At 61.2% G+C, this 17,801-nt stretch carries 10 protein-coding genes; 6 read left to right on the top strand and 4 right to left on the bottom strand.

Annotated features, from left to right (window positions below; genetic code table 11):
• On the bottom strand, positions 1 to 838 hold an 838-nt coding region (locus tag PSV43_RS20390), incomplete at its 3' end, for a neutral/alkaline non-lysosomal ceramidase N-terminal domain-containing protein (protein WP_300201911.1).
• Between the two features lie 200 nt (positions 839 to 1,038).
• Between PSV43_RS20390 and PSV43_RS20385 the strand changes: the two genes are divergently transcribed.
• The 6 genes from PSV43_RS20385 (at position 1,039) to PSV43_RS20360 (ending at position 9,830) form a co-directional block, all read left to right on the top strand.
• A complete protein-coding gene (locus tag PSV43_RS20385; protein WP_300201908.1) occupies positions 1,039 to 3,015 on the top strand; it encodes an acetylxylan esterase in 1,977 nt (658 codons plus the stop codon).
• A gap of 24 nt (positions 3,016 to 3,039) precedes the next feature.
• A complete protein-coding gene (locus PSV43_RS20380; protein ID WP_300201905.1) occupies positions 3,040 to 4,404 on the top strand; it encodes a right-handed parallel beta-helix repeat-containing protein in 1,365 nt (454 codons plus the stop codon).
• A gap of 11 nt (positions 4,405 to 4,415) precedes the next feature.
• Positions 4,416 to 5,273 (top strand): hypothetical protein, encoded by an 858-nt coding sequence (locus PSV43_RS20375; RefSeq protein WP_300201902.1) that lies wholly within the window; start codon positions 4,416 to 4,418, stop codon positions 5,271 to 5,273.
• A gap of 29 nt (positions 5,274 to 5,302) precedes the next feature.
• Positions 5,303 to 7,333: an alpha/beta hydrolase domain-containing protein gene (locus PSV43_RS20370; protein ID WP_300201899.1), complete on the top strand. Its 2,031-nt coding sequence runs from the start codon at positions 5,303 to 5,305 to the stop codon at positions 7,331 to 7,333.
• A 154-nt stretch (positions 7,334 to 7,487) separates the two neighbouring features.
• Entirely contained in the window at positions 7,488 to 8,891 is a 1,404-nt protein-coding gene (locus tag PSV43_RS20365; RefSeq protein ID WP_300201896.1) for a Gfo/Idh/MocA family oxidoreductase, read from the top strand.
• A gap of 3 nt (positions 8,892 to 8,894) precedes the next feature.
• On the top strand, positions 8,895 to 9,830 hold the full coding sequence (locus tag PSV43_RS20360) for a GNAT family N-acetyltransferase (protein ID WP_300201893.1): 936 nt from the start codon (positions 8,895 to 8,897) through the stop codon (positions 9,828 to 9,830).
• 74 nt (positions 9,831 to 9,904) lie between these two features.
• Here the strand turns inward: PSV43_RS20360 and PSV43_RS20355 are convergent, their stop codons facing one another.
• The 3 genes from PSV43_RS20355 to PSV43_RS20345 form a co-directional block, all read right to left on the bottom strand.
• Positions 9,905 to 11,317: a DUF1501 domain-containing protein gene (locus PSV43_RS20355; RefSeq protein WP_300201890.1), complete on the bottom strand. Its 1,413-nt coding sequence runs from the start codon at positions 11,315 to 11,317 to the stop codon at positions 9,905 to 9,907.
• A gap of 3 nt (positions 11,318 to 11,320) precedes the next feature.
• Positions 11,321 to 13,804, bottom strand: coding sequence for a DUF1553 domain-containing protein (locus PSV43_RS20350; protein ID WP_300201887.1), 2,484 nt, complete (start codon positions 13,802 to 13,804; stop codon positions 11,321 to 11,323).
• Between the two features lie 280 nt (positions 13,805 to 14,084).
• A partial coding sequence (locus PSV43_RS20345) for a PAS domain S-box protein (protein WP_300201884.1) occupies positions 14,085 to 17,801 on the bottom strand: 3,717 nt, incomplete at its 5' end.

The following is a 17,801-nucleotide window of genomic DNA, read 5'->3' as shown; positions in this document are numbered from 1 at the left end:
GCATGCCGACGACGGGCGGATGTTCTCCGGTCGAAGCGAGCTTCGTTTCGAGCACCCGGCAGAACTCGCCGAAGTAATCGGCGGACAAATCTTCACGCGGAACGCCGCCGACATAATGCAGCCAGTAGTTCGCCATCAGCGCGATCTGGCGTCCGTCTGCCGCCTGCACGGAGAGGCAATAGACCTCGGGGTTGGTCGGGCCGGCAGGTCCGGCGAGGCGGGAGCGCAGCAGGCCGCTGGGATTCATCACCGCACGATCCAACCCGCCGAAGGGGTTCGGGTTCGTCAGCCCCTCCTTCATCAGCCAGCGGCGGTTGAACACATGCTGCGGCACTTTTCCCGAGCCCCAGGCGATGCGTGCAGGTTCCAGATTATGCAAGGCACGACGCACGCCGTCCACCACGCGTGAGATGATGAATTGCCGGTAGTTCAGCGACGAATCCGGATTGGTGAGCGTAGCGACGCTGGAATGTGTATGCGTGCCGGAGAACATCATGTTTGAAGCGGGGATGCCCGTGGCCACCTCGATCTTCTGCTTCGCCTCGTCCCACACGTCACGCGCCAGCGAGATCGTGTCTGCCACCACAAAGGCCAGCTTGGTGGTACCGTCGTCGAGCACGAGGCAGCGCGCATGCAGCTCGTCATGCACATTCGTGGAGATGGGTCGGGGCGCGAAGTTTCCCACGATCTCCATGCCCAGCGGTGGGGTGATGTTGCTGGTGGCGGCACCGGCGTTGAAGACGCGCGGGGCAGCGGCTTTTTCCTGACCAGAACTGGCGGTGGTAAAAGACAGGCCGAGGGAGGCGATGCAGAGGAAAAAGGGCGCAGTGAGTTTCATGAGATGGCAGTGATACGCAGCGGCGATGGCGCTTTTCAAAAAACATCCACAGCAAAATAGTGACACAGAGACATCTGACGCTGAGAAAGGGCGGCTAGGCGTCGTACCTTTTGCCTGCCCATGCTCACCGACCTTCCCGCCTTCGCCTCGCCGTTTGATGGCTCTAGTCATCGTGACGCGCTCCAGTTCTTCCCCATTCCATGAAACGACACGTTCCCTCCCACCTCATCGCTCTCGGTTTGCTTGCGATCACTCACGCAGGCGCGCAAGACCTCTCCATTTACGGCAGCGTCAGTCAGGATGCGCGAGCGATCAGCAGGGCGTCGCTGGCGCAACCGATGACGCCGGAGGAGTGGCAGGGCACACTGGCCGAGCGGCGCGGGAAGTGGCTGGAGATGCTGGGACTTTCGCCACTGCCGGAGCGGACGCCATTGCAGGCGACGGTGACGGGCGTGCTGGAACGCGGTGACTATGTGGTGGAGAAGATTCACTTTCAAAGCTCGCCCGGCGCGCATGTGGCGGGGAACTTGTACCGTCCGGCGAAGATCACCGGCAGGCTGCCAGCGGTGCTGTATCTCTGCGGCCACTCAAAAGGCAAAGTGAACGGGCCCTATCAGGCGAATCCGCGCTGGTTCGCCCAGCATGGCTATGTGGCGCTGGTGCTGGACCCGGTGCAGCTCGGCGAGTGCCAGGGCATGCACCATGGCACCTACCGCGATGGTCGGTTTGACTGGCCAAGCCGTGGCTACACACCGGCCGGCACGGAGGTGTGGAATGCCATGCGTGCGCTGGATTATTTGCAGAGCCGGCCGGATGTGGAGGGCGAAAAAATGGGCGTCACCGGTCTCAGTGGCGGCGGCGCGATGTCGTGGTTCCTCGGCGCGGCGGATGAGCGCGTGAAGGTGGTGGTGCCGGTCTGCCAGAGTGGCAGCATCGAGCGCATGGCGGTGGATCGCGCCACCGATGGGCACTGCGACTGCGCGTTTTGGGTCAACTATTATCGCTGGTGCTGGCCGGACATCGGTGCGCTGATCGCGCCGCGTGCGTTCCTGATCGCCTCGGGCAGCGAGGACGTGCTGTGGCGGCCCGCAGGCTATCGCGATGTGGCGCTTCGCATCCGTCATCAATACACGGCGCTCAATGTGCCGAAGCAGTTTGATCTGGTCGAAGATCTCGCACCGCACGGCTACACGCCGAAGCTGCGGCAGGCGATCTTCACCTTCTTCAACACGCACCTGAAAAATGATCCCACCCCCGTGCAGGACGACGTGACCGACTTCGTCGAGCCAGCGGAAAATCTGCTGGTGTTCGGTGGCAAACTGCCGCAGAACGACACCATGATGCAGATGGACGCGCGGCTGGTCAAAGCCGCTGAGGTCTCGATGCCTGACAGCGAAACGCAGTGGCAGTCGCATCAAAAAGACGCGCTCACGAAGCTGCGGCAGACCACCTTTCGCAACGTCCCTGCCGATCCCACGCCGCGCCTGCGCGACCAGTTCGCCGATGGCGGCACGCGCGATGGCGATGTCTATGGCACGCGCGTTTTCGATACTGCGGATGGCCTCACGCTGGCGGTCAAGACACGCCACCTGCAACCCCGAAGCGGCAGCGTGCCGACGGTCGTCTTCGCGGTACAGCCGGAAGCGCGCAGCACCTTCACCGGCGGGGGCGTCTCGCGCCCGGCACTCGCGCCGGAGTTTACCAGCGCCGGAGTCGAAGTGCGGAACACCGGCGCCACCTCTGTGGGGCCGGGATACCTGTGGACGCTGCGCCGCGTCTATCCGCTGCTCGGTCACACGCTGCCGGAGCGGCAGGTGAATGATCTGCTGGCCGGAGCCGCGCTGATGCGGAAGGGCACCACCACCGGGCCACTGGTGCTGTACGGCAAAGGCGACACCGCCGCACTGGCCATCTACGCAGCCATCCTTGATCCGCAGATCAGCGAACTCATCCTCGAAGCGCCGCCGGAAAGCCACACGCAGCCCACCGCCGCAGAATTCGCTGGCATCCTGCGCATCGGCGACCTGCCGCAGAACTTGGCGCTGTTGCATCCGCGTCGGATTACCTTCATTGGCAAGATTCCACCCGCGTTTGAATGGACCCGTGAGGTCTATGAAAAGCTTGGCACAGGCGACCGCATCCGCGTGATCCGCAACGCACGCGACTGGAAACCGTAATATAATCTAATCATACATTAATTCATGAAATACCACACCTTGGTGCCGCTCATTTTCGCCCTGGCAGTCTCGCCACTCGGCGCGCAGGCACCGGCCATCGTGGGCGATGGCAAAGCCGATGACACGGCAGCAGTGCAGAAGGCCGTGGATGCCGGTGGTGCGGTGCGTTTTGCGCGAGGCACCTATCGACTGACCCGCACGGTGGTCATCGACCTCGACCAAACGGGCTTCATCTCCCTGAGCGGTGATGGTGTGGCACGCTTCGTGATGGAGGGCGCAGGACCGGCGTTTCATTTCAAAGGCACGCATGGCGGCACGGCGGATCCAAAGAGCCTGAAGCCGGAGATTTTTGAGCGGCAGCGCACGCCGATGGTGGACGGCATCGAAATCGTCGGCGCACACGCCGAGGCCGATGGCATCGAGGCGACGGGGACGATGCAGGTCACGATCACGCGGTTGGCGGTGCATGAGGCGCGGCATGGCATCCATCTCACCGTGCGGAACCGCAACGTCATCATCAGCGACTGCCACCTCTACCACAACACGGGCATCGGTGTGTTTTATGATCAGGTGGACTTGCACCAGTCGAACATCATCGGCAGCCACATCAGTTACAATGCGGGCGGCGGCGTGGTGACACGCGGTGGCGGCGTGCGCAACCTGCACATCGGCACCTGCGACATCGAGAGCAACATGACGCCTGAAGCCCCCCCGACTGCGAATGTGCTGATCGACTGCACGGGAGGTTCAACGGCGGAGGTCGCCATCGTCGGCTGCACCATCCAGCACAATCCATCGCCCGGCGCGGCGAACGTGCGCTTCATCGGCAAGAGCAAGCCGGAGGACGACACACAGTGGGGCCATCTCAGCATCACCGACAACGTGCTGAGCGATGTGGAGGTGAACATCGACCTGCAGCATGTGCGCGGCGCGGTGATCACGGGCAACACCTTCGGCGGCGGCTTCGAGCACGATCTGCGGGTGACGAATTGCAGCAACATCGCCGTCGGCAGCAACTCCTTTGACCGCAATCCACCCTACTACCGTGGCAAGCGGGACGTCGCCAAGGGCGGGCTGGTGTTCCGCCACTGCCGCGACATCACGCTGACCGGCATGCACATCGACGGCGTGCGCACGCATCCCGCCGCCGTGGAGATCGAGGACGGCGACACCTTCAACATCTCCGGCTGCACGATCCTGGACAGTGATGGCGTGGGCCTGCTGCTCAAAAAGGTGAGCAACAGCCTCATCAGTGGCTGCCTCATCGCGGATCGTCGTCCTGACCGTGCTCCGGCTCCGTCCATTCGCATCGAAGGTGGCCAGGACAACACCTTCGCCAACAACAAGCTCGCGCATGACAGCGCAACTGCACCAGCACCGACAAAGTAACCCACTGCCCCATGATGACCTCCCGATTCCTCCCTTTCCTCGCCGTCCTGACACTCACACCTGCCCTCAGCTTCGCCGCTGGCGAAAAGCCGGGGCCAGTCAGCTACGTCACCGTGGAGACGCGCGACCTGAAGGTCGAGTTCGCCGGCGACCGCGCGTGGACGATCAGCAGCATCACGCACAAAGGTGCGCTCATCACCGGCCGCCCCGGCTTCTACGGCACGGTCTTTGCTCCCGAGGGCGGCAAATGGATCGGCACGGGGCACAACGAAGGAGGCATCGAGAAAGTGGAGAGCGCAGTGCTCACCGTGGACGGCAAACCCTGCGAGCTGGTGGACGGCGCAGTCTATCGCGGAGGCAACGCGGAACTGCGCAAGCAATCCATGCTGGGGCCTATCAAGCTGAAGGCGATTTACACGATCACGGATGACCGCGTGATCGAGCTGCACCGCTACGAAGCCACCACAGACGTGAATATCGGGATACTCTACGGCTTCATGCACCCGTTTGTCCCGAGCACGACGGCATGGATGGCGGAGAAAACGGACGGCACGCTGGTGGATGGCACGTTCGAAAGCAAAAGCGGCCACGCGTTGCAGGAGGATGTGAAGTGGACGGCGATCCATGATCCAAAGTCACAACGTGCGACGCTGGTGTGGTATCCACAGCCGCTCGTCGGACAGGGCTTGAAGACGTTCTATTGGGACAAGACGGTCTATCACAAGCTCTACAATCATCTTTACTCCCACGCCATGCTCAAACGCGGCACGAAGTTTGAGGCGAAAGTCATCCTGCGCTGCATCGAGACAGACACCGCTAACTGGCAGGAAAAAATCAAGGTACTGTCCGCAGAGACCGCAGCCCAGTAACCCTAGCCACCCGCCCAGTCCCACTGCCCATGCATTTCTCATTACGATTTCTCGCCTGCTCATTCGCCCTTGTCATCCACCCCGCCGTCACGCAGGCCGAAGTGGTGCGCGTGGAGATCACCGAACGTGCGGCGTTTGCCGCTGGCATGAGCTTTGGAACGGCGGGTGCGTATGAGCGCGTCAAAGGACGGCTGTATCTCGAAACCGATCCGCAGCATGCCGCGAATGCGCGCATCAGCGACCTGAAGCTCGCGCCGCGCAATGCACGCGGGAAGGTGGAAAGCTGGACGGACTTCTTTCTATTGAAACCGGTCGATGCCCGCAAGGGCAACGGGCAACTGCTCTACGACGTGAACAATCGCGGCAACATGCTGGCACTGTGGACCTTCAACGACGGCCTGCGCACCAACGATCCGCAGTCGGCGGAACATGCGGGCAATGGTTTCCTCATGCGGCAGGGCTTCTCTGTGCTGTGGTGCGGCTGGAATGGCGAGGTGCAGGCGGACGATACGCAGCGCCTGCTATGCGGCCTGCCCATCGCGACGGACCATGGCAAAACCATCACTGGCCACGCGCACTTGGAGATCAGCAGTACGGAGCAGGTCTTCAGCCGCGCGTTTTCCTGGAGTCCCTGGGGGATCGGCGCCGCGTTTCCAGCGGTGAGTTTGGATAATGAAGACGCCACGCTCACGATGCGACCGAACCGCGCTGAGGCAGGTGTCGAGGTGCCGCGCACCGAGTGGGCCTTTGGCCGCTGGGAGGATGGCAAACTCATTGCCGATGCCACGCATGTGTATGTGAAGGAAGGGCTGCGTCCCGGCTGGTTGTATGATCTTGTTTACACCGCGAAGGAGCCACGCGTGACGGGTCTTGGGCTCACCGCGCTGCGAGATTGCGTGGCCTTTTTCCGACATGCGGACGTGGCGACGAATCCGCTGGCGGGCGCGATCAAGCAAGCCTGCGTGTTCGGCATCTCGCAATCGGGCCGTGTCATTCATCACTTCCTGTTTGAGGGATTGAATACCGATGAGCACCGGCGTGCGGTGTTTGACGGTGCGCTGATCCACGTCGCGGGTGCGGGCAAGGGCATGTTCAACCATCGCTTCCGCATGAGCACGGAGTTTGGCACGCAGCATGAGGGGCACTTGTCCGGCTCGGAGTTCTTCCCGTTTGCGCCACTGCCGCAGACCGATCCGGTCACTGGGGAATCCGGCGATACGCTGGCGCGGGCGCACCATTCCGGCCACATGCCACGCATCATCTTCACGCAAACGTCCACGGAATACTGGAGCCGTGCCGCTTCGCTGCTGCACACGGATGTGGCAGGCACGCAGGACCTCGCGCTGCCGGAAAATGTGCGGGTGTACTCCATCGCCGGGGCCGAGCACTTGGGCGCAAGTGACGGCAAGCGCGGTATCTGTCAGCAGCCGCGCAACACGCTCAATGATCGCGGCCCCGTGCAGCGTGCGCTGCTGGTGGCGCTGTCCGCCTGGATGCAGAGCGGCAAGACCCCGCCGCCGAGCCGCCACCCGACGCTGGCGGATGGCACACTGGTAGATCATACCACCTGGCGTTCCGGGTTTCCAACCATCCCCGGCTGCAACCTGCCCGCCCAGCACTACGAGCCAGCGCGCCTCGACTTCGGCCCGCGTTTTCTCAGCGCCGGCATCGCCGACATCATTCCGCCGAAGATCGGCCCGACCTTCCGCACGCTGCTCCCCGCCGTGAATGCCGATGGCAATGAAACGAGCGGCATCGTGCTGCCAGAAGTCGCCGTGCCGCTGGGCACCTACACCGGCTGGAATCTGCGCGCGGCGAAGTTCGGCGCAGAATCGATGCTGTCGCCGCTCGACGGCATGTTCCTGCCTTTCGCGAAGACCCAGGCCGAACGCAAAGGCAGCGGTGATCCACGGCTGTCCCTCGAAGAGCGCTATCCCTCCCGTGGCGAGTACTTGAGCCGCCTCACCGCCGCCGCATTGAAACTGCACCGCGAAGGCTTCCTGCTGGATGAGGACGTTGTGCGCATTCTCGAACGCGGTGAAAAAGTGGACATTCGGTAGGCAACGTTCTTCGATTCATCATCCGCAGTCGGGCACACTTCGAAATCATTCAGATGAAATCAGGGGGTCGTGATCACGTATGAATCCAGCCCTGATCCACTCAATGCCGCAAGCCCAAAAATCACTGACCACTGCGACCACCTTCCCGCCTGCTATGAACACCCCTACCCCGCCCACTCGCCGCCACTTTCTCAAAACCGCCGCCGCCACCGTGGCGACCTTCAACATCGTCCCCCGCCATGTGCTGGGCGGGCCGCGCTTTGTGCCGCCGAGTGAGAAGCTGAACGTGGCGATCATCGGCACGGGCGGCCAGGGCCGGTCGAATGTGCGCGCACTGATGCAACTGGATGATGCACAGATTATCGCCGTGGCCGATCCGGCGGAGTCCTTCAGCCTGGAAAATTTCTACTTCAAAGGCATGGGCGGTCGCCTGCCGGTGAAGGCGGAGATCGAGAAACACTACTCCACGAAAACACCGAACTTCCGCTGCTCCGACTATGTCGATTTTCGCGACATGCTTGAACAGGAAAAATCCATCGACGCAGTGCTCATCGCCACGCCGGACCACCTGCATGCGTATGCCTCCGTGATCGCGATGCGGGCTGGCAAGCATGTCTATTGTGAGAAGCCGCTGACGCACAACATCTGGGAGGCGCGGCATGTCGCCAAGGTCGCCGCCGAAACAGGCGTGGCCACGCAGTTGGGGAGCCAGGGCCATTCGTCACTCGGCACGCGCGAGACAATCGAATACATTCAGGACGGTGCCATTGGTGCGGTGAAGGAGATTCATGTGTGGGTCGGCGCGAAGCGGTGGAATCCCACACTGCTGAGCAAACCCACCGACACACCACCCGTGCCCGCTGGATTGAACTGGGATCTCTGGCTCGGCCCGCGCAACGAGCGTGCCTTTAATCCCGCCTACTTCCCGGTCGCGTGGCGCGACTTTTGGGACTTTGGCAGCACGGGCATCGGCGACTTCGCCTGCCACGACATGAACAGCGCCGTGCGGGCGCTCGATCTGCCGATCCCCTCACGTGTGGAGGCTCATGCCGCAGGGATGATGGACAGCGAGATCGCACCGCATGGCTCGGTGATTTATTACACCTTTCCAGCGGCTGGGGCGCGGCCCGAGATCCGCATGACGTGGCATGACGGTGGACTCATGCCAGAGGCTCCGGCAGCGCTGGGGAACTTCCCGCTGCCAAAGCGCGGCTGCCTTTTCATCGGCGAAAAAGGCGTGATCCAATGCGATGGCGGCGGCGGCGCGCCACGGCTGTTCCCGGATGCGCGCCGCGCCGAATACACCAAGCCAGCGCCGAAGCTGAAGCGCTCGAACGGCCACCACCGTGACTGGGTCGATGCCTGCAAAGGCGGCGACCCGGCGACGAGTCCCTTTGCCTATGCCGCGCATCTCACGGAGATCGCGCTGCTCGGCGTGCTCTCGCTTCGCACGCAGAAACCCATTGAGTGGGATGCACCCGCGATGAAAGCCAAGGGGCTGCCCGCAGCGGATGCCTTCATCAAGGAAACCTATCGCAAAGGATGGGAGGTCGTCTAAGCCATGGCCGAGCACATTGACTTCACCCCGCTCAGCGCGGCGGATCACGAACCCATCGCACGGCTGCTGCACCACGCGCTGGTGCATTGGTATGAAAGCCGCCTCGGGCAGGGCGCGCGGTTTGGCGATAGCCATGATCCGTTCCTGCTGTTTCCCGCCGTGTATGAAGCGCTCGATCCCGGCCAGTGCGTGACCGCCCGCACTGACAGCGGCGAGATCGTCGGCGTGTGCTTCTCCCATGAACGGGAGACGCACATCTCCATCGGCATTGTCGCCACAGCACCGGAGGCTGGCGGACGCGGCATCGCGCGGAAAATGATGAACACCGTGCTCGATAAAGCCAGCCGGCTGGGCAAACCGGCGCGGCTCGTGTCCAGCCTGTTGAATCTCGATTCGTTCTCGCTCTACACCCGCCTCGGCTTCATCCCCGGCGCGATGTTTCAAGACCTGCTCATCACCGTACCAGAAACCGGGCTGGCAGTCGCGCCCCCCAGTGGCGTGGACCGTGTGCGACCAGCCACACTGGCTGATGTGCCGCACATCGCCGACTTTGAACACGCGCAGCAGGGCATCCGCCGCGAACAGGACTACGCCTTCTTCCTCCGCAATGAAGTCGGCGCATGGCGCGTGCTTGTCTCCACGAGTACAGACGGCGCGGTGAATGGCTTTCTCGCCATGAGCACGCACCCTTCATTCACCATGATCGGCCCCGGCGTCGCAGCCACGGAGGAGACCGCCATCGCGCTGCTGTGGCAGGCCCTCGACGGCCTGCGTGGCAAAACGCTCGTCTTTCTCGTGCCCTGTACCGCAACCGCGCTCGTCCGCACCGCCTACTCCTGGAGCGCACGCAATGTCGAGCTCCACGTCGCGCAATCCACAGACCCCATTGCCACGGCCAGCGGCATCGTCTTCCCCACCTTCATGCCGGAGACGGCGTGAAGCGTGGTTGAGGCCCGCCAGTTCTCCCAGCGGCAGATGATCATCGCGCTCCTTAAATTGATCAGGCCAACAAGCTAAGTCAGGATGTCCTGAACGACATTGCCATGCACATCCGTGAGCCTGTAGTCACGGCCGGAATGGCGGAAGGTGAGGCGCGTGTGATCGAGACCCAAAAGATGCAGCATGGTGGCATGGAAGTCGTGGACATGCACGCCGTTGGTGGCGACGGCATTGCCGTGGTCATCGCTCTCGCCGTAGCTGCAGCCGCCTTTGACGCCGCCACCGGCCATCCAGCAAGTGAAGGCTTGGGCGTGATGTTCGCGTCCTTTGGAGTCCTTCGACGTATTGAACGGAGTGCGGCCGAATTCTGTGGCCCACACAACGAGCGTGTCCTTCAGCATGCCGCGTTGCTTGAGGTCCTTGAGGAGTGCTGCGATGGGCTGGTCCACGTTCTTCGCGAGCGGACCATGCGTGGCCATGTCCCCATGCGCGTCCCAGTTTCCAGAGGCCCCTGTGTCAATCAGTTCGATGAAACGCACGCCACGCTCGGCAAGTCTGCGGGCGACAAGACACTGCCAGCCAAACCCTTTCGTACTTCCGCGCGGCAGGCCGTAGAGCGTGTGCGTGTCATCTGTTTCCTTGCTCAGGTCAAAGGCCTCTGGCGCAGCGGCCTGCATACCATAGGCGGTTTCAAAGGATTTGATGCGCGCCGCCAGTTGCCGGTCATTCCCACGGGCGAGCAGATGACGGCGGTTGAAGGCGGCACCTATGCCCAGTTCCATTTCCTGCAACTCTGCATCAGTCACCAGCGGCTTGATGTCCGGCACCGGCTCGGGGCCGGGCACCACGCGTGTGCCCTGATGGCAGCCGGGCAGGAAGTCAGCCGACCACACCTGGCCGCCCGCATAAGGCAGCGCAGGCGCGATGACCATGAAGCTCGGCAGGTTCGCATTCAGGGTGCCGAGACCGTAGCTTACCCATGAGCCCAGGCTCGGCCGGGTAAAGGTTACCGAGCCGGTGTGAATACCAAGCGTGGCCTGGGCGTGGTCCGCGTGATCATTGTACATCGAGCGGATGAGGCAGATGTCATCTGCACACCTGGCGACGTGGGGGAACATCTCGCTGATCCAGAGTCCGGACTGGCCGCGCTGCTTGAATTCCCAATCCGGCTTCTTGAAGAACTTCACCGCGCTTCGATTGGTGCTAGCGAAGGCTTCCAGCATCTTCTTCGGCACCTCATAAGGCTGGCCGTGATCGGCAAACAGGCGGGGCTTGTGGTCGAACGAATCCACATGCGAGACACCACCGCTCATGTGCAGAAAGATCACTCGCTTGGCTTTGGCGGCGAAGTGCGGCGGTTTCGGAACAAGCGGATCGTCCGCAGCGACGGCGTCACGTTTTGCCTCCGCAGCCAGCAACTCGGAAACGATGCCCGGCAACAGGAGCGAGCTACCGGCAAGTGAGTGGATGGCGGCGCGACGATTCATGGTCTAGTCGAGGTAGAGAAACTCATTGGCACCGAGCAGGGCACGCACAAGGCTGGGCCAGGCTTGCTCCGCTGGAAGGTTTTTGGTACCGAGCCGCGCACGGATCTGGGCGAGATAGTCGGTGGCCATGCGGACTTCATCGAGTTCGGGTGGCCGTGCATACAGAAGGCGAAAGGCACGATCCACGCGCGAGGCATCCTCGTCTGCCATCGTCATCAGGCGCGCTGTAAGCTGGGCCGCCTGATCATGGGCGAACTTGTCGTTCATCATGAAGAGCGACTGCAGCGGCGTGGTGCTGGGGTCGCGCACGGCAGTGCTTGAGTTTGTGTCCGCACCGTCGAAGAGGGCAAAGAAGGGATGCTTCCGCAGCCTTTGCTGCATCTGATAAACAGAGCGCCGGGGACTATCATAGACAGCGAAAAACTGCCGGTGCTGCGTGAAGCTCCAGGTGTGCGCAGGCGGGAATGGATGCGCGCCACCGGGCGTAAGATCGAGATCGCCGCTGACGAAGAGCATGGCATCGCGAATGGATTCAGCATCAAGGCGACGGCGCTCGGCATGCCACCACAGGGTGTTGTTGGGGTCCGCAGTGACCGCTTGCGGCACACGGCTGGAAAGCTGCCAAGTGTGTGAGAGCAGCATCAGGCGGTGCATCGCCTTGATCGACCATCCGCTTTGGATGAAGCGCTGAGTCATCCAGTCCAGCAGCTCGGGATGGGTCGGCAACTGGCCGCGAGTACCAAAATCGTTGGGTGTGGAGACGAGGCCGCGTCCAAAGTGATGCTGCCAGAGGCGGTTCACCATCACCCGCGCCGTGAGCGGGTTGGCAGGGTCGGCTATCCAGCGGGCCAATTCCAGGCGACCACTTCCGCGAGTGTTTTTTGGAAGCTGCTGGCCGCCGAGAACCTGCAAAAATCCCCTTGGCACTTCCTCGCCAAGGCGCTTTGGATCGCCCCGAACCTGCAAGCGCGTGTCGCCGCCTGTCGCTTCGCTCACGGCATACGCCAGCTCATAAGGAACGGTGTCCGTCACTTGCTTCAGGCGGGTCTTGGCCTCCGTGATTTTCTTGGTCGTCAATGTCATGGAGCCCTTCTTTTCCGCGCTGTCCGGCTGCTTTTCCAAACCGGCTTTCTCAGCCTCCAGTTTCTTCATTTCGGATTCAAGTCTGGCAATGTGTTCACGCCACGGTTTCGTGACGGCTTCGATCTCTGCCTTGGCCACGACCGGGACCAAGTTCGCCGGTCTATTTAAGCCTTCGCCGCCGGGATGAGGAAACGTCGTGCTGCTGAAAATGCCGTACAGCGCGTAGTAGTCGGCCTGCGGCACTGGATCGAACTTGTGATCGTGGCAGCGGGCACAGCTGACGGAGAGGCCGAGGAAGGACCGGCCTATGTTGTCGATGGCGTCATCAATGGTCAGATTCACCGGCCCCTTGCCACCGCCGAAACGTCGAGAAACGGCCAGATAACCAGTGGCAACCACATGATCGAAACCCTCATCATCTGATGAGGCTGGCAGCAGATCGCCCGCGATCTGTTCGCGGATGAACTGGTCGAAGGGCATGTCGGCATTAAAGGCCTGGATGACGTAGTTCCGGTACTTGAAGGCCTGGGGCACCGGATAGTCCGACGCGTTGCCGCAGGTGTCCGCGTAGCGCACCACATCCAGCCAATGGCGTCCCCAGCGCTCGCCATAATGGGGTGAGGCAAGGAGGCGTTCCACCAGATGAGCAAAAGCGTCTGTGGAAGGATCTGTGACGAAGGCCTCGACCTCATCGGGAGTGGGCGGCAGGCCGATCAAATCGAAACTAACGCGACGAATCAAAGTGCGCCGGTCCGCTTCAGGCACCGGCTCAACGCCTGCCTTTTCCATCTGGGCAAGAGTGAAAGCATCCACCTCGGTCCGCAGCCATGACGGGTCCGTGATTGACGGAAGAGCCGGCATCTTCACCGGTTGGAATGCCCAGTGCTTGCGGCCTTTGTCCAGATCGATGCTGGAAGCTGGCTTTACTGACGCGAGCTGGGCGGGCGGTGCAGTGCGGGGGTCGGGTGCTCCGCGCTTCACCCACTCCACAAGATCGGCCACCTGTGCTGGCGAAAGCGGTGCGTCCGGCGGCATGGTGAACTCCTTGTCCCAATAATGCACCCCCCGGATAAGCAGGCTGTCATCGGGGTTGCCGGGCAGGATTGCGGGGCCGGATTCACCTCCCTTGGCCCAGCCTTCGCGCGAATCCAGCAGCAGGCCACCTTTGGCCTTCCTGGCCTTGGCGCTATGGCATCCATAACAATGCTCGACCAGCAGCGGGCGAATACGGGACTCGAAAAACTCGAAGTCGTTGCTGCCAGTACTGGCGGCATAGGTCAGCGTTTCAGTTAGACACAAGCCCACCAAAAAGCTGCCCTGCATGAAGGCGCGCCAGGAGCGCTGAATCCAGGGCACCGGGCCATTGCAATGCGGATGAGATGGTGTCTGGAGGATGGCGGTCAATGGGTAAAACCTACGAAGGCAGCACCCGTGGTTTATCCAACTGGTTTTCAAACACGGCCTAGTGAATGGGCCAGACATGTGCCCATGGCACATGGTTCATCAGCATCAAGCCAAGCTGCGATAGCTATAGAAAAGGGCCGCAGTCGAGCTGAATCCCCTTCCCCTTCTGCCCACTGGACACACAGGCGGTGATCTAGGAGTTCCGGGCCATCACGATCACGGCCACTGAAGCGGATCGCCACGATCTGGCGTCCCACGAGTTTTTTGACAATCCGTGCATCTACCTGGTGGCATTTGTTTCGTTAAGCAGCGTGTGCAGCGTCTTGAGCAGCGTCTCTGCGGTGTAGGGCTTGGGAATGAAGTGTTTGACGCCCACATTGACAGCCTTGGCGACCATGCCGTTGGCGTTCAGTCCGCTTGCGGCGATGATGCGCACCTGCGGATTCATCCGCATGAGAACTTGGATGGTCGCCGGACCGTCCATGACGGGCATCATCATGTCGGTGAGCACGGCGGCGATCTCATGCCGGCGTACGCCATAGATGGCGGCAGCCTCGGCCCCGTCGGAAGCCAAGACAACGCGGTAGCCAAAGGCCTCCAATGTTTGCTGAGTGATCTGCCTGATGGAAGCCTCGTCGTCGATGACCAAGATGAGCTGACCCTGGCCACCGGGGAGCTCGACTTCCAGGTGGCCCATGTTGGCGGCACCCGGTTCTGTTTGAGCGGGCAGATAGACATGAAAGCGCGTGCCGACGCCGACCTCGCTGTAAACACGCAGAAACCCGCCATGACTTTTGATGATGGCGATGGTGGTGGAAAGGCCCAAGCCCGTTCCTTTGCCTAACTCTTTGGTGGTGAAGAAGGGTTCGAAGATACGCTCAATCACCTCCGGCGGCATGCCGGTGCCGGTGTCCTCCACCACGATGCGCACATGCGGCCCCGGCTTGGCCTCAATATTCATGCCGGCGTAGTGCTCGTCGAGCATCAGGTTGCTGGCGGCCAGGGATAACGTGCCGCCGTAGGGCATGGCATCACGGGCATTCACACAGAGATTGAGCAGCACCTGGTGGAGCTGGGTTGGATCTCCACGAACGATCCAAAGATCAGGTGGAATAATACTGCGCACCTGGATGTTTTTGAGGAAGGTTTCGTTGGCGAGTTTTTCGATTTCTGTGAGGAGGTGACCGGCCTGCACCTCTAACTGCTGGCTTTCCACACCGCGCGCGAAAGAGAGGACTTGCTTGACCATGTCCGCGCCGCGTTTGGAGCTGGTTTCGATGGTGTTGAGTACGCTCAGCCGCCGGGGGTCTTTTTCCTGTATCTTGAGCAGTTCGATGGACATCATGATCGGTGCCAGCACGTTGTTGAGGTCATGGGCGATGCCTCCGGCCAAGGTGCCGATGCTTTCCATGCGCTGGGCGCGCAGGAACTGCTGCTCAAGTTTTTTCCGCTCGGTGATGTCGGTGTTGATGGCGAGGATGGACTGCGGCTCCCCCTGATCATCACGCACCAATGTCCAACGTGCCTCGACTGCGACCAGTGCTCCAGCTTTGGTGCACTGCTGTAGTTCCCCCTGCCATTCTCCAGTGGTCAGGGTGGATTCTACGGGGATCAGATAGTCTTTGGTATTGTGATAGAACAGATCGATTGCCGAGCGGCCGATGGCCTCTGCTGCCGTCCAGCCATAGAGGCGCTCGGCGCTCTGGTTCCAGTAAAGGATGGTATGGTCGAGATTCCGCACCAGGATGGCGTCACGCGCCTTGTCGAGCAGAGATGCCTGCTCCCGGAGACGTGCATCGGATTTACGGCGTTCGAGTTCTGCATTGGCACGGGTGGCGAAAACTTGAAGGGTTGAACTGACGAACTCGGAATGTTCCAAGGGCTTCCGATGAAGGGCGAATAAAAACCCGGTCGTTTCACCGTCAGCATTCAGCAGCCGTCGGCCCACATAAGCTTCTGCACCGAGTTCTTTGAGTGCGGCAGCCTCCGGGAATTGTTCAGCAAGGCGCTCTGTCACGATGCAGTCGTTGCCGCTCATCAGAGCTTCGCACGGAGTGCCGGATATCTTATAGTCAAAATTTTTCACCAGGTCACCATCGATGACTGCGGCGATGGTTCGCGCAGTCAGCGGTTGGCCCGGCAGCAGACGGCTCACAAAAGCAGCCTGTGCGCCGAGTGCTTCCGCCATGTTAGTTGCGAGCTGATAAAAGAAGTTTTGATTGGTGCTGGCGGACACGCTGGCGGCCATTTTCTGAATGGCGACTTCCATGCGGCGGCGGTCGACCTGAGAGCGCAGGGTGCCGATGCCGAAGGCCAGGTCATCGGCCAGTTCACGCAGCAGTTGCATTTCGTTTACATGTGGCGTGTGTATTTTGCCTGTATAAAGAATGAGCACGCCAAAGGTGCGGGTCTGGTTCTTGAGCGGCAGTGCGACAATGCCCGCAAAGCCATGGGCCTTGGTCTTGTTGAGCCAGGGGGCGAAACTCGGCTCTTGGGACAGATCGGGAATGACCAGTGGTTTGCCACTGCGAATGACCCTGCCAGCAGGGCCTTGGCCGCTTGGTCCGTCCTCGGACCAACTGACTCGAAGATCGGTCAGGTATTCATGCCCTTCTCCAGAGTAGGCTTGTGGTTTGATGGTTTTTCCCGCGTCGTCCTGAGCGTAACCAACCCAAGCCAGCCGGAAGTCACCGACTTCGGTGGCGATGCGACAAATGTCACGAAGCAGAGAGGTTTCGCTTTCCGAGCGGATCAAGGCTTCATTGCAGCGGCTGAGAAGCTGCAGCGCACGGTTGCTGGCGATCAAAGCTAGATCGGCCTGTTTCTGTTCTGTGATGTCCTGAAACGCACCGTAGATCCGGACGATTTTACCCGCATTGTCTCGCATCGCTTCACCGATAGCTCGCACCCAGATTCTCCGCTGTCGGGCAGTGATCAATTCAACCTCGAAATCGAAGGGGGTGCCATCCGTAACGATTAATCGGACATGCTCTGACACTGCTTCACGATGCTCCGATGGATAATAGGCGATGGCCTCCTCCAAAGTCGGGGTGTTTCCGGGCTCTAGATCGTGAATGATGGCGGTTTCATCGCTCCAACTGAGTTTATTGTCCGCGAGGTCAATGCTCCAGCCGCCCAGCTTGGCGGCGCTGCCAGCGATGCGTAGCATGGTCTGGTTCTGCCGCAGCATTTCGTCTGCCTGCCGGCGTTTGGTGATGTCGCGTGAGATGCCCACCAGACCAATGATTTTACCCTGACTGTCCCGGTAGGGAGCTTTGGTGACGTGATAAATGCGGGCGACTCCTGCGGCGGTGAGGTCTTCTTCCGCCACCGTGATCTGACCGGAACGCATCACCTCGCGGTCACTTTCCATCATCGTGCGTGCGCCCTCAAGATCAAAAATTTCCGTGTCATCATGACCAAGAACCTCGGCCACCGGCTTGCCGACCAAGTGCGCCGCGCCTTCGTTGAAGAGCAGGTAGCGCCCCTGCAGGTCTTTCACAAAGACGGCGTCCGAGGTGCTATCCGCCACGGCCTGGAGCAGGTTGGCGGACCGGCGCGTTTCATCTTCTGCCAGCTTGCGCGCGGTGATGTCACGGCCAAAGCCCTGCATGCCGACCACGACGCCATCTCGAAAAATCGGGCTTTCCTGGATCTCCAGCACGATCCGGCCTCCGTTTTTCTGATGCACGGCGATATTGTAAAGCGGCAGGGGCTTGCCGTCCCTCAGCGCTTGATCGGTCTTCTCATGCACAGTGTCATTCTCAGGATCACCCGAAATCAGCAGCGTGTCATAGAGCTGCCCTAGCAACTCATTTGGCTCATAGCCCAGCACGGGGAGCGTGGAGGGTGAGAGGTATTCAAAGCGGTGATCTATGTCATGGATGTAAAAAATCACCTGCTCGCTGCCTTCGATCATGAGGCGGAAACGCTCCGCACTCTCACTCAGCGCTTCCTCCGCACGGATGCTCTGGGTCACGTCCCGCGCAGTGCCGGT

This window comes from Prosthecobacter sp., from assembly GCF_029946185.1.
In the GTDB taxonomy this organism is placed as follows: Bacteria; Verrucomicrobiota; Verrucomicrobiia; order Verrucomicrobiales; family Verrucomicrobiaceae; genus Prosthecobacter.
The sequence above is the reverse complement of the archived record's forward strand: the minus strand, read 5'-3'. Positions and strand labels throughout refer to the sequence as shown.